Below are 12,764 nucleotides of genomic sequence, written 5' to 3'. Positions count from 1 at the left end.
AAACAGCAGGAAAATTCCCTGCTGCTTACTTTGTTTCACGATGTACAGTTTGTTTTTTATCACGTGAGCAATACTTTTTGAATTCAACGCGATCTGGATTGTTTCGCTTATTCTTTTTAGTAATATAGTTACGCTCACCGCATTCAGTGCAAGCTAGAGTAATATTTACGCGCATATTTTTCCCTCCAAACTAAAATCAATTCACATTCAGACCTAACCATAATACCACTTCTAGCTTAGGAATGCTAGAATGTTTTTTCACCAATTTCAATTTGAATGCATTCACTTACATATTGCATGCTTATGTCATGAAAAATCGTCTGCTCCCCTATAAAACCTGATCCTTTGTCGTACTGTATACATGAGACCCCTCTTCTCCCCGCCGCTTTCATTTATTTTGACAGCGAGGCAAGGTTTTCATACCCGTTTTACATATAAAAAGAAAAAAGATGAAAAAAAGGTGATTTTCTTCAGCAATTCCTTTTGAAACTAGCTTTTTTATGGTATAAAAAAGAAGGGTCGAAAACTGTCTGAAACAATCTTGAAAGCCTTTTATGGCTTTCAGCATTAAAATATGAATAAAAGGTGATGAAACATGGAAATTGCAATTATCGGATTGCTTGTTGTCAGTATTGTACTGATCGCATTCTCATATTTTCAAAGAGAGCCGATTAAAGAAGTCGAGCAGGAACTTGAAACACTTCAACTATCTGCAATGCAAGAAATCTATAAACTGAAAAAGAAAATGAAAGTGCTTGAAGAAGAATTACTTGAAACAAACATCGTTGTTCGCCAGCATTCTGAAATTGATCCATCCATCGCAAGACAGATCATTTCAAAGCATCAAAATGGCATGTCTCCTGAGGCCATTGCGCGCGCTGAGCATGTATCTGTAGAAGATGTCAACATGATCATTAAAGACAACGAGAGGGTGCTTGTATGACGAAAAAAAGCATCCAAACGTTTGCAGCAGGTATGATTCTTGCAACTGGGGTTCTTGCGATTGTCTTTTTCCTCACTGGGAAAGACGAGGCAGCAGCTGATACAACAACAAAAGAAACACTCGCACAGAAAGTAACAGACACTGACGTGAAAAACTATTTAGACTCCAAAAAAGAAGTCACTGTCAGCCGTGAAACGTACCAGCAGCTTCTTGACTATAAGGAAAAAGCGCTGAAGGCAAATGAAGACGGCGATTCTAATAGTGATCAACAAAAAGAGGACAAGCCTAAAGGCAAATCGATCAAATTCGTGATTAAAAACGGTATGAGTACAAGTGATGTTTCAGACATGCTTGAAAAAGACGGCATCATCAACTCGTCTAAAGACTTTAATGATTACGTAATTGACGCTGGCTACCATAAAGAAATTCGTGCAGGCAAATTCAATTTAAAAACAGGAATGACGTTCAAACAGATTGTCAAAGCCTTAACAAAATAACAAGAAAAACCCCCTGGCGGCACTGACCTCCAGGGGGTTTTTCTTATCCAAATCGACCAGATATATAATCATTCGTTCTTTGATCGTTTGGCTCAGAAAACATCACATTTGTATCATTGACTTCAACAAGCTCTCCCATTAAGAAGAATGCCGTTCGGTCTGATACCCGAGCCGCTTGCTGCATGTTATGCGTCACAATGGCAATTGTATATTTCTCTTTCAATTTCATAATCAATTCTTCAATCTTTAATGTGGAGACAGGATCAAGCGCTGATGTTGGCTCATCCATTAATAAGATGTCTGGGCTTGTGGCAATGGCTCTTGCGATACAAAGACGCTGCTGCTGACCGCCAGAAAGACCTAGAGCGGGGGCACTTAATCGATCTTTCACTTCATCCCATAGGGCAACATCTCGAAGCGCTTTTTCCGCGATTTCTTTCAATTGCTGCTTGCTCTTTACTCCATGAATTCTTGGTCCGTATACGACATTATCAAAGATTGACTGAGGAAATGGATTCCCTTTTTGAAACACCATGCCGACATTTTTACGCAGCTCGACTAAATCGACACGACCTTTTAAAATGTTGTCATCTTTATACATCATATCCCCGGTGATTTTCACACCTGGCACTGTTTTGACCATAAGATTTAACGTTTTAATAAACGTTGACTTTCCGCAGCCGGACGGGCCGATAATCGCTGTGACTTCATGCTCTCTAATCGCTAAGTCAATATGCTTCAATGCATGATGCTGTCCATACCAAAGATTCATATCATTCACACGAAACACTTCTTTTTTTGCTGTTTCAGTTGCTACTGCATTCATCAAATCCACCCGCCTTATCCAAATCGACCATTGATATAGTCTTCTGTTTTTTGCTGCGCAGGACGTGTAAAGATACGTTCTGTGGCATCATATTCTACTAGATCTCCGTTTAAGAAAAAGGCCGTACGATCTGATACACGGAGCGCTTGCTGCATGTTGTGTGTCACAATGACGATTGAATAATCATTTTTTAATTCGCCTAATAGCTCTTCAATTTTCGCATTTGAGATAGGGTCTAGGGCAGAAGCCGGTTCATCTAATAGCAAGACACTAGGTTTCATCGCAAGTGTACGAGCAATACAAAGACGCTGCTGCTGACCGCCTGACAATGACAAAGCGGATCGGTGCAAACGATCTTTGACCTCATCCCATAACGCCGCCTTTGTTAAGCTTTCTTCAACCGCATCATCAAGCACAGATTTTCTTTTCTCCCCGGCATACTTTAACGCATGGGTAATGTTATTGTAGATCGATTTAGGAAATGGATTTGGTTTTTGGAAGACCATGCCGATTTCTCTTCTTAAATTCACCACATTAATACGGTCATCCAAAATATTTAATCCTTCGTACATGATCGCCCCTTCACTTCTCGCACCTGGAATTAAGTCGTTCATGCGGTTAATACTGCGTAAAAAGGTTGACTTCCCGCAGCCGGATGGACCGATTAATGCAGTAATTGCATTCTTCTCAATCTCGAATGAAATGTGATTGACCGCTCTTTTTTCACCATAATAAATGCTTAAATCCTGCACCTGTAAAATCTGTTCCGCTTGAAGTGGAGCCTTTTTCGCTGCAATCTCTTTTTTTTCTGCTAGCATTTGAACCATATCCCCTTCACACCTCTCTCACATTATTTTGACGTAAGCTTTTTATGAATAAATGAACCCAGCCATCTAGCTGCTAAGTTGAATAATAAGACTGAAAGCACAAGTACAGCTGATGCACCATTTGCGATGGCTTCTGCATCTGGAATGATTCCTTGTGTATTGACGTTCCATATATGAACGGCTAATGTTTCTGCCGGTCTAAACACATTCAGCGGTGACGTATCAGAAAAAGGACTCCAGTTTGTGAAATCTAGGCGCGGTGTGGAGAGACCTGCTGTAAAAAGAAGGGCAGCCGCCTCACCAAAGACTCTTCCTGATGCTAAAATCGCACCGGTAATTATAGAAGGAAGCGCACCTGGAATAAGGACCGTTTTGACTGTATGCCACTTCGTTACACCAAGCGCAAGTGATGCTTCCTTTTGATCCTTCGGTACAGAGCGCAGCGCATCTTCTGTCACTCTGACCATCACCGGCAGGTTAAACACAGTGAGCGCAAGAGCTCCTCCAATGATCGTATAGCCCCAGCCTGTTAAATTCACAAACATGAGTAAACCAAACATACCAATGACGATAGACGGAAGTGAAGACAGCACTTCAATACATGTACGAATAAAATCTGTGACTTTGTTTTGAGGCGCGTACTCTGCCATATACACTCCGCCGCCGACGCCAAGCGGGACTGTAATCAGCATCGTAATAAACAAAATATAAAACGAGTTAAACAGCTGATCCCTGATGCCGCCGCCAGAGCCAATCGCACTTGAGCGGGTTGTCAAAAAGTCGAAATTTAATTCTTTTGCACCGTTGAAAATGATATAAGAAAACAAACCAACGAGAATCGCCGTAATAATGGCAGCACATAATCCAAATATAAATGTGGCAAATCGATCGGTCATTTTGCTATTCATTAAATCTTCCTCCTAGACGACAAGTATCTGATAATGAGCATGAACATAAATGATACAACTAGAAGGACAAGTCCCATTGACCAAAGTGTATTGTTCTCAACACTTCCATACGTTGTGTGACCCATGTTTAACGTAATAATGGTTGTTAATGTACCAGCTGTATCCATAATGCTCTCTGGTAAATTACGCGTGTTTCCAATGACCATCTGTACAGCAAGGGCTTCTCCAAATGCTCTAGCCATGCCAAGAACGACCGCTGTCATTAATGTTGGCAGAGCTGCCGGGACAAGCACACGTCTAATCGTTTGCCATCTTGTTGCGCCTAGTGCATACGATCCCTCACGTAAACTTTTTGGTAGTGAACCCATTGCATCGGTCGCAATGGATGTAACGGTTGGCAGGATCATAATAGACAGGACAATCGTTCCTGCTAGCACACTATGCCCTGAACCGCTTGACTTGAAATGTCCGATAAACGGCACCAATACTGTAAGACCTATGAATCCGTAAACAACGGATGGAATCCCTACAAGCAATTCAATGACTGGCTGGAGGATTTTACGTCCCCAAGCAGGTGCAATTTCTGTCATAAAGATTGCGCCTGCGATGCCTAGCGGCGCTGCAATGAGTGCCGATAGGAGCGTGACGGCGATTGATCCGAAGATAAAAGGAAATGCACCGTACTGCGGGTTTTCTGCTGTTGGGTTCCAATTGATACTGGTTAAGAACTCAATTGGGCTTACACCATTTACGATGAAAGATTGTAAACCCTTAATGCCAAGGAAGATGGTGATGGCGATCGAGACAGCAATCATTAAGAATGCGCAAAATCTCACCAAAATACTTCCTCTTACTTCATCCATTTGCCTATTTTTCTTCGAGCTGATCAGTCGATCGCTCGCTTCTGTATGTTCTATCTGCTTCATCTTTTTCTACACTCCTATGAATGTCATAAAAGGAAAAGTGAAAAGCTCCACTTTTCCTTCATCAGCAATTCAAGACCTCTTACTTATCTGTTTGTTTGCCTGTTGCGTCTCTTTCTACTTTCATATTAGAAACTGAGATGTAGCCTTGGTCTTTGACGATTTCTTTTTGCACTTCATCACTCATGAGGTAATCTAAGAATTGTTTTGCTAGACCATCTGGCTCACCTTTTGTATAAGAATGCTCGTAAGCCCAAATTGTATATTTACCGCTTTCTACATTGCTTTCTTCCGGTTTCACACCATCAATGCTAAGCGGTGTAATTTTGTCATCTGTTAAATAAGAGAATGCTAGGTATCCGATCGCACCTGGTGTTTCTGCAATCAGTTTTTTCACTGTGTTTGAAGAATCTTCTGTGATTCCTTCTGCAGGTGTTGCACCATCAAGTGCATACTTCACAAATGTTGCACGAGTTCCTGAAGAGTCAGGTCTGTTCACAAGAGTGATTTTTTGATCTTTCCCGCCAAGCTCTTTCCAGTTTTTGATTTTACCAGTAAAGATTTTTTTCAATTCGTCCTTTGTAATGTCTTTGACACCCACTTCAGGGTTTACAGCTGCAGCCATTCCAACAACTGCTACTTTGTGGTCTGTTAAAGCTTTTGCGTCGATTCCGTCTTTCTCTTCAGCGAATACATCTGAGTTACCAATTTGTACAGATCCTTCTGACACTTGAGAAAGTCCTGTTCCTGAACCGCCGGCTTGTACTTGAATATCGGCTTTTGGATGTTTATCCATGAATTTTTCTGCTGCCGCAAGAACTAAAGGCTGCATCGCAGATGATCCTGAGATGGTAATGGAACCTGATGCCTCATCTTTGTTTGAAGCATTTCCTTTACTGTCTTTTGAATCTCCGCTTGAGCTGCTGTTTCCGCATGCTGTGACGAATGCTAACAATGCGATCGTAAGGAAAGTAAGCAGCCATAATTTGTTCTTTTTCATTTCAAGAATACCCCCTGAATAATTTGTCCTACGAGTAATACATTAAAGGTTCTTTATTAATTTCGTTTAAATGGAATGTTAAGGTTTTGTAAATGTCGAAGTTTTGTAGAGATCTTGCGATATTTTTTATGTATTTTGTCAATTTATCTCGGAAATTTTGAAGAAAACGTAAAAAAACGCCCACAAAAAGTGAGCGTTTTTACCTAGAGAAGGTCTAGTCATTTGTTTCTGCTTCATTTTCAATTTTATTTTTGTTCTTCGCTTGTGTATCATTGCTTTCCTGTTTTGATTTTAGCTCAAAGTATTTGTCTAATACTTGTTCACCGATATCATTTGTAATTGGATAGCGCTGATTGTAGTCTTGATACACCCATGGTACAACAACGGAAATGGCCACTTCTGGGTTATCAGCAGGTGCATACGCAACAAGAGTGGTGTTATACGTTGGTGTGCCGCGCTTGCTTTTAATTGGGCCGTCATAGAATGATTGAGCGGTCCCTGTTTTGCCAGCTGGATTGTATTTTTTGTTGCCAAAGTTCGAATATGCTGTCCCTCTTGGGTTCTGCATCACAAGCTTGAATCCTTGCTGTACGCGTTTGATCTCATCACTTGTCATATCGAGCTTATTCAGTACATCCGGCTTGACGGACTCCGTTACAGCCCCAATGCCTCTTTGCGGATCTGGCTCTCTCACTTCTTTTACGAGCTGAGGACGTAAACGATAGCCGCCATTGGCAATCGTTGAAACGTATTGCGCCATTTGCAGCGGTGTAAACGTGTCATATTGTCCAATCGCATAGTCAAGTAAGAGACCGGATTGTGTAGACGTTCCACGATAGCCAGTTGCTTCGTTTGGCAGGTCAATACCTGTCTCCACTCCAAGACCAAATTTACTAAAATTGTAACGGAACGTATCAAACGCCTTTGTATCAATTGGGAGCGGCTGATTCTTACGATATTCCCCTTTCCCAATTGCAATCGCTGTTTTAAACATATACACGTTTGATGAACGTTCTAGTGCGGTTAAATCATTAATGAGTCCCATATTTTCATAGGATTTCTTTGGCGGTGAATTCGCAATATTGAGCGGTTCGTCATATTGGGTGCTTCCAATGTGAAGGACGCCCGTTTTATAACCTGTCAGTACAGTTGCCCCTTTTACTGCTGATCCCATCGCATATGATGATGTCATCGATCCTAGTGCATAGTCATCGAATTTGTATGTCCCATTCTTATTGGTAATCTGTTTACCCGCAATCGAGAGCATTTCCCCATTTCTCGGGTCCATCATGACAACAAACGCACGATCAAGAAGTTCTGTGCCGCCTCTTTGCTTGGCACTTTTCAAGTTCTTTTCGATGATTTTTTCCACCGCTTTTTGCAGCTGAATATCAATCGTCAGCACAAGGTCTTTCCCGCTCTTTCCTTCTGTTAACACTTTAGAGCTTGTGACATTGCCTTCTTTATCCGTTGTACTTTGTTCTTTTTCTTTTTGACCTTGCAGCACATCTTCATATTGATATTCAAGATAGCTTTTTCCTACACGATCATTTCGGCTGTAGCCGAGTGATAGATAATGTTCAAGCAGTGACGACGGAAGACCTTCATCACTTGAAGACACACTGCCGAGCATACTGCGGAGCAGTCCTTTATAAGGATAGCTGCGCGACCAGTCTGTTGTGACATCTACACCTGGCAGCTCGTCCAAATGCTCAGAGACGTAAGCAATTTCACTTGGTTTTACATCTTCATTTTTAATGAATTGAGGCGTAAGTGCATAGCCTGCATCCATTTGTCTTTTAATCGCAAGCACTTGTAAGTCTTTTTTCGTCAGTTGATTTAATTCCTTGTCCGTGATGCGTTTCAGCTGAAGCTCATATAATTTATCATCAGCGACCTTATCGTCACCCTTTAATTCCGATTCCTTTTGAACAAGCTTTTTCGCTTCGTTCGGGTGCGTTAAAATCCAGAAATCTTTTTTGTCCCGATCTGTGATTTTTTTCGTACTCACATGAATCATATCCGCTAATTTTGTAGCCACTTTGAGCCGCTCTTCTTGTGAAGTCGTCGAGGTTCTCGTATATGTAATGGCATTTAGCGCTTTATTGCTGACAATCGTATTATAGTTTCGATCGTAAATTTTTCCGCGCGGAGCAGATGAGCTGACATTCACATCCTCTTGTTTTTCTGCCTGCTTTTTATAATCTTCTCCATTGACAATTTGTACAAATCCGAGTCTTACAACAACACCAGTAAAAATAATAAACGCAGCTAAAAATAGTAAATTCAGCCGGAGTGGAAGTGTTTTGCGCCCTTCCTTCGCGTCTTTTTTGTTTTTCTTGTTTCTCATCACATCACCTTTTCTATCAAGAAAGAAATGGCACCCCTTTTTGTGTATAAAAGGTGCCATCATCATTTTAGCGGTTTTTCTATTATTTATCTAGAAATTTGATGTTCCATTGGTAAGAAATTTTACCTTTCTCCCTTAATAAGGTTCGTCTGAGAAACTGGCTTTTGACCGTCTGCCTCTTTCATATCAGCAGTTTTTTCTTTCAAATGAATATCTTTTACAAAGAAATAAATGAGGGTATGCCCCGCTCCAAGCACAACAAGAGATGCAGGTATCCCGAGCTCATCACCAAGTAAAGTGACAGACAGTAGAAACAATACAATAGAACAAATACGGCCTGCATTTAAAAACAGCTCTCTGACCACAATATATTCAATTCGGGCCTTCCTTGCATACCTTGCATGGCCGATGACATCGTATGTTAAGGATACATATGGAACAAGCAGAAGCGGATATCCTATCGCGATGGCTACCGCATACATGAGAAGTGATACATAGGACAAGTGAAAGACGATTAAGAACAAGGCGCCGTATAAAATCAGCCCGCCAAGCATGATGGCTTTCTTACGCCACTTTTTCTTAATCAAACGTGTAGCGAAAAAATAAGCGAAAAAGGCAACACCTGAGTTCACTAAACCAAATGTCCCGAGAGCAAGCTCACTGTTTGTTGCGATAAACACAAAGACACTAATTAAGAAGACAAAGACCCCTTCACGAAGCCCTTGAAAAAAGTGAGCTGTTGTAATCTTACGCCAATTCTCGTCGGCATGGCGTTCTTTCCATATTTGCTTGATGATAAATTTCCCTTTGGACTGCCTTCTCTTGAGGAAAAAGCTCATTACAACCGCAAGTGAGAACAAAAAAAGCGATAACGTGAAAATCACCGTATAGCCTGTATCATCCGTTAATTGAGATATGACAATCCCTGCAATAAGAGGACCGATCATGCCAGCTGTAGATGACAGCACACCGAGAAACCCATTAAAGAAATCTCTTGTTTCAGGCTCGGTGATCTCAAAGGTAAGTACGTTAAAAGCAAGCCAGTAAAAACCATAACCGATCCCAAGGACACTCCCTAATAAAACAAGCCGCGCGGCCGCTTGTTCTCCTGCTATTAAGACAATTAAGTAAAAAGCGGCTAAGAAGATAACGCCGAAACGAAGAACAAACGCCCGGTCTATTTTTTTAGCGAGCCGGCCTGCGAATAAAAATGTAATGGGCTGAAGCACAACAATAGCCAGATTGTAAATCGCAAGATCCGTAAATTTCCCAGACTGTTTCCATAAATACACGTTTACAAACGTATTTGAAAGCGCAATGGCAAGTGCATATAATCCGCCAATCGTGAGGAGGAGCATTAAATCTCTTGTAACATCCATGTCCCCGAACATTTTCTTTAATCTGCTCATATATTTCATTCTCCTTTTCTACACAATAGTCTGTCTCATCAAAAGGCAGATATGTAAAAAAAGGAGGGAAAATATAAAAAGACCTGCTTCACTAAAGAGCAGGTCTTTTCAAGTCAAATGATTTATTTAGCTTCGCTGTAAAGGCGAGCTACTTCATCCCAGTTCACAACATTCCAGAAAGCTGAAATGTAATCAGGACGACGGTTTTGGTAGTTTAGGTAGTAAGCATGCTCCCAAACGTCAAGTCCTAGAATTGGTGTTTTTCCTTCAGTTAAAGGAGAATCTTGGTTTGGTGTGCTTGTGATTTCAAGTTTGCCATTGTTCACAACAAGCCATGCCCAACCAGAACCAAAGCGTCCTGCAGCTGCTGCAGCGAAATCAGATTTGAATTTTTCAAATCCGCCTAATTCTTTTTCGATTGCATCTGCAAGTTCACCAGTTGGTGCACCGCCACCGTTTGGTGAAAGAAGCGTCCAGAATAATGAGTGGTTAGCATGTCCTCCGCCATTGTTACGTACAGCTGTACGAACGTTTTCAGGTACAGAGTTTAGGTTAGCCACTAGCTCTTCGATTGATTGATCTTCAAGAGCTGATACACCTTCGATTGCTTTGTTTAAGTTTGTTACGTATGTGTTGTGGTGTTTTGTGTGGTGAATCGTCATTGTTTCCTTGTCGATATGTGGTTCTAATGCATCGTAAGCATATGGTAATTCTGGAAGTTTAAAAGCCATGGTTAAATTCCTCCTTAGAAATGTATGTACTGAAATGCTTCCTTAATTCATAAGCAAGCAATTCACCCTACTCAAAGAGTATCAAAAGAATTGGCTTGTTTCAACGTTATTGCTCATGATCTGAAACATTTCAGTGTTTATTTTGTATTTAGCCCTTTAGAAAAAGTTTTAAACGCCCTTTTTCTATTTATCGAAGGACATAAAATAAAAAGATGCCCAGCATCAGCGCTTGGATCAATCCTTTGGCAAATACACCTGATATAAATCCGATTAATGAGCCTAATCCTACTTTCACACTTGTCTTCACATCTTTTTGATGAACAAGGAGCTCTGCAATAACACTTCCGATAAATGGACCAATGATAATTCCTGCAATCGGAATGACAAAAGGACCGACTAATAACCCGATGGTGCTTCCCCAAATAGCTGCACGGCTGCCGCCAAAACGCTTGACCCCAATAAGATTCGAGACATAATCTGCCGCAAATAATACTGCGGTAAATACGGCTTGAATGAGCCAAAACGTCAGTGTCAGCGGCTCGAAGCTGAAAAAGAAACCATATAGAATAAATCCGAGAACCATAAAAACCACGCTAGGGATAATTGGATAAACAAGTCCAACAAATGCAATGATAAATGCACAAATAATGAGAATCCAATACAACACATCCAAGTCACAGCCGCCTCCTTTTTATTTGCTGTATACATTATGCCTCATTCCCTCTATCTTAACCAGCAATGAAGGCCATACTTGTACTTGTTAGATAGACATTGATACAATATGAGAAATAGAAAAGAATGTAGGAAGTGAATTGATTGAACGTATTTAAACTTTTGTTAAAAGGCATTTATTCACCAAAAGATATTGCTAAAGCACGGTTTACAGGGATTGGCAAAGCGATTTTATTCATTTTTATCCTTTCGATTATCGCAGCAGTTCCTCAGGGTTACCACATGAGTCAAGAGATCTCGAATGCGATGTCAGGATTTCAGCATGTGATCAAAAAAGATTTACCTGATTTCTCAATCGAAAAAGGAAAGCTTCAAGCGGATCAAAGTGAACCGATAGAAAAAGAAGAAAACGGCATTACGATCATTTTTGATCCAGCTGAAAAAATAAAAGCAAGTGAGCTTGAATCAAAGCAAACAGCCATCGCATTATTAAAAGAAAAAGCAGTGATTGCCATTGATGGGCAAATGACAGATATCCCGTATCAGCTGCTTGGTGGGACGCTGACAAAAGACGAACTTGCCCGCGTTACAAATCAGAATCAAGCGATTATTATCCCAGTTATCTGCGTGCTGCTATATCTATCAACTGCGGCTCTCATGTTCATTAGCGCAACTTTCCTTGCGATGCTCGGTACATTTATTAAACGCATGCAGCAAAAAGAGCTGTCCTTCCAAATGCTATGGAAGCTCTCTGCTTACTCACTCACATTAACAACCGTCTTTTTCGCCATCATGAGTGCATTAAACACACCTGTTGCGAATTCATTTTTATTAAATTGGGTCATTAACTTTATCTTCTTATACCTTGTCGTAAAGGAAATACCCGCTAAACATAAACCACTTGTCAAAAATTAATTTAGTATACGAAAGCTCCCCCAACTTGGAGGAGCTTTTTATGTATGTGCATGCCCTATGATTCATCCGGATGAATGATCGCAAACAAATAATGATCTTCCCATACGTCATTAATCTTTACTTTTTTACGATTAAGTCCCTCATTTTCAAAACCTGACTTTTCAAGCACACGAATGGAACCTATATTACTCGGCTTTACTCCAGCTTCAATACGATGCAGGTGCAGCTCTTCAAAGGCATAATCGATGATTAACCGAATGGCTTCTGTCATATACCCTTTCCCGCCATGCTTTTCATCAAGTACATACCCTAGCCAAGCTCCTTCTATCGGACCTCTTTCAACAGAACTTAATGAGATTGTCCCAATTAAGGCATCTGTTTCATTTAAGAAAATACCGTGCATGTAGGCTTCATCCTGTGCGCATTTTTTCACACTGCGCTGAATTCGTTCAATTTGACGAGGTAACGTGAAAAAATCATCTTTGACCAAAGGTGTAAATTGCTGAAAATAGGAGCGATTCTCAAGCTCAAGTGTAAGTAGTGATTGTGCATCTTCTTCTGCTAGCGCTCTCACATAGATCTGCTGACTGATTTTCTTCATAAACTCTCCCCCCTGTTTTTATTTTATCATAATCGTGATAGAAGCTTGAAAAAGCACCGCCGAGCGTAAATTCAATGCGAGACTCACTAGAACGAACTAGAACCTCCCTTTCCAGCTTTTTTCCTCATGTTGGTTCTATCATTTCGGGACATGCATAGACTG

Annotated in this window: 14 protein-coding genes; 3 read left to right on the top strand and 11 right to left on the bottom strand. The window is 40.8% G+C overall.

Annotated elements, in window-relative coordinates:
- Positions 1-25: 25 nt before the first annotated feature.
- Positions 26-175, bottom strand: coding sequence for a 50S ribosomal protein L33 (gene rpmG, locus ACQYAC_RS04760; protein WP_012010579.1), 150 nt, complete (start codon positions 173-175; stop codon positions 26-28).
- A 420-nt stretch (positions 176-595) separates the two neighbouring features.
- On the opposite strand from rpmG, the gene ACQYAC_RS04755 reads away from it, so the two are divergent.
- Both ACQYAC_RS04755 and ACQYAC_RS04750 read left to right on the top strand, forming a co-directional pair.
- Positions 596-943, top strand: coding sequence for a hypothetical protein (locus ACQYAC_RS04755; RefSeq protein WP_058014670.1), 348 nt, complete (start codon positions 596-598; stop codon positions 941-943).
- Positions 940-1,440 carry an endolytic transglycosylase MltG gene (locus ACQYAC_RS04750; protein WP_144462705.1) on the top strand — a complete coding sequence of 167 codons (501 nt, stop codon included), beginning with the start codon at positions 940-942 and terminating at the stop codon, positions 1,438-1,440. The genes ACQYAC_RS04755 and ACQYAC_RS04750 overlap by 4 nt, the downstream gene beginning before the upstream one ends.
- Before the next feature lie 43 nt (positions 1,441-1,483).
- On the opposite strand, the gene pstB (ACQYAC_RS04745) is transcribed toward ACQYAC_RS04750, so the two are convergent.
- The 9 genes from pstB (ACQYAC_RS04745) to ACQYAC_RS04705 form a co-directional block, all read right to left on the bottom strand.
- Positions 1,484-2,266: a phosphate ABC transporter ATP-binding protein PstB gene (gene pstB / locus ACQYAC_RS04745; RefSeq protein WP_034661307.1), complete on the bottom strand. Its 783-nt coding sequence runs from the start codon at positions 2,264-2,266 to the stop codon at positions 1,484-1,486.
- 14 nt (positions 2,267-2,280) lie between these two features.
- The gene (gene pstB / locus ACQYAC_RS04740) at positions 2,281-3,093 is read right to left on the bottom strand and encodes a phosphate ABC transporter ATP-binding protein PstB (protein WP_034661308.1); all 813 of its coding nucleotides are present in this window, start codon (positions 3,091-3,093) and stop codon (positions 2,281-2,283) included.
- A 23-nt stretch (positions 3,094-3,116) separates the two neighbouring features.
- A complete protein-coding gene (gene pstA, locus ACQYAC_RS04735) occupies positions 3,117-4,001 on the bottom strand; it encodes a phosphate ABC transporter permease PstA (protein ID WP_003217489.1) in 885 nt (294 codons plus the stop codon).
- Positions 4,001-4,927, bottom strand: coding sequence for a phosphate ABC transporter permease subunit PstC (gene pstC, locus ACQYAC_RS04730; RefSeq protein ID WP_429942832.1), 927 nt, complete (start codon positions 4,925-4,927; stop codon positions 4,001-4,003). The genes pstA and pstC overlap by 1 nt, the downstream gene beginning before the upstream one ends.
- A 79-nt stretch (positions 4,928-5,006) precedes the next feature.
- Entirely contained in the window at positions 5,007-5,924 is a 918-nt protein-coding gene (locus ACQYAC_RS04725) for a phosphate ABC transporter substrate-binding protein (RefSeq protein WP_034661310.1), read from the bottom strand.
- A 214-nt stretch (positions 5,925-6,138) separates the two neighbouring features.
- A complete protein-coding gene (locus ACQYAC_RS04720; protein WP_429942831.1) occupies positions 6,139-8,274 on the bottom strand; it encodes a peptidoglycan D,D-transpeptidase FtsI family protein in 2,136 nt (711 codons plus the stop codon).
- A gap of 122 nt (positions 8,275-8,396) precedes the next feature.
- Positions 8,397-9,683, bottom strand: coding sequence for an MFS transporter (locus tag ACQYAC_RS04715; protein ID WP_058014667.1), 1,287 nt, complete (start codon positions 9,681-9,683; stop codon positions 8,397-8,399).
- 122 nt (positions 9,684-9,805) lie between these two features.
- Positions 9,806-10,414: a superoxide dismutase SodA gene (sodA, locus tag ACQYAC_RS04710; RefSeq protein ID WP_003217313.1), complete on the bottom strand. Its 609-nt coding sequence runs from the start codon at positions 10,412-10,414 to the stop codon at positions 9,806-9,808.
- A gap of 187 nt (positions 10,415-10,601) precedes the next feature.
- Positions 10,602-11,087 carry a DUF456 domain-containing protein gene (locus ACQYAC_RS04705; RefSeq protein ID WP_003217408.1) on the bottom strand — a complete coding sequence of 162 codons (486 nt, stop codon included), beginning with the start codon at positions 11,085-11,087 and terminating at the stop codon, positions 10,602-10,604.
- Between the two features lie 143 nt (positions 11,088-11,230).
- On the opposite strand from ACQYAC_RS04705, the gene ACQYAC_RS04700 reads away from it, so the two are divergent.
- On the top strand, positions 11,231-12,001 hold the full coding sequence (locus tag ACQYAC_RS04700) for a DUF1189 domain-containing protein (protein WP_003217320.1): 771 nt from the start codon (positions 11,231-11,233) through the stop codon (positions 11,999-12,001).
- A 55-nt stretch (positions 12,002-12,056) separates the two neighbouring features.
- On the opposite strand, the gene ACQYAC_RS04695 is transcribed toward ACQYAC_RS04700, so the two are convergent.
- Positions 12,057-12,602 carry a GNAT family N-acetyltransferase gene (locus ACQYAC_RS04695; RefSeq protein WP_058014665.1) on the bottom strand — a complete coding sequence of 182 codons (546 nt, stop codon included), beginning with the start codon at positions 12,600-12,602 and terminating at the stop codon, positions 12,057-12,059.
- Between the last annotated feature and the right edge of the window lie 162 nt (positions 12,603-12,764).

This window comes from Bacillus sp. MM09(2025), assembly GCF_050496725.1.
Lineage (GTDB): Bacteria > Bacillota > Bacilli > Bacillales > Bacillaceae > Bacillus > Bacillus pumilus.
The sequence above is the reverse complement of the archived record's forward strand: the minus strand, read 5'-3'. Positions and strand labels throughout refer to the sequence as shown.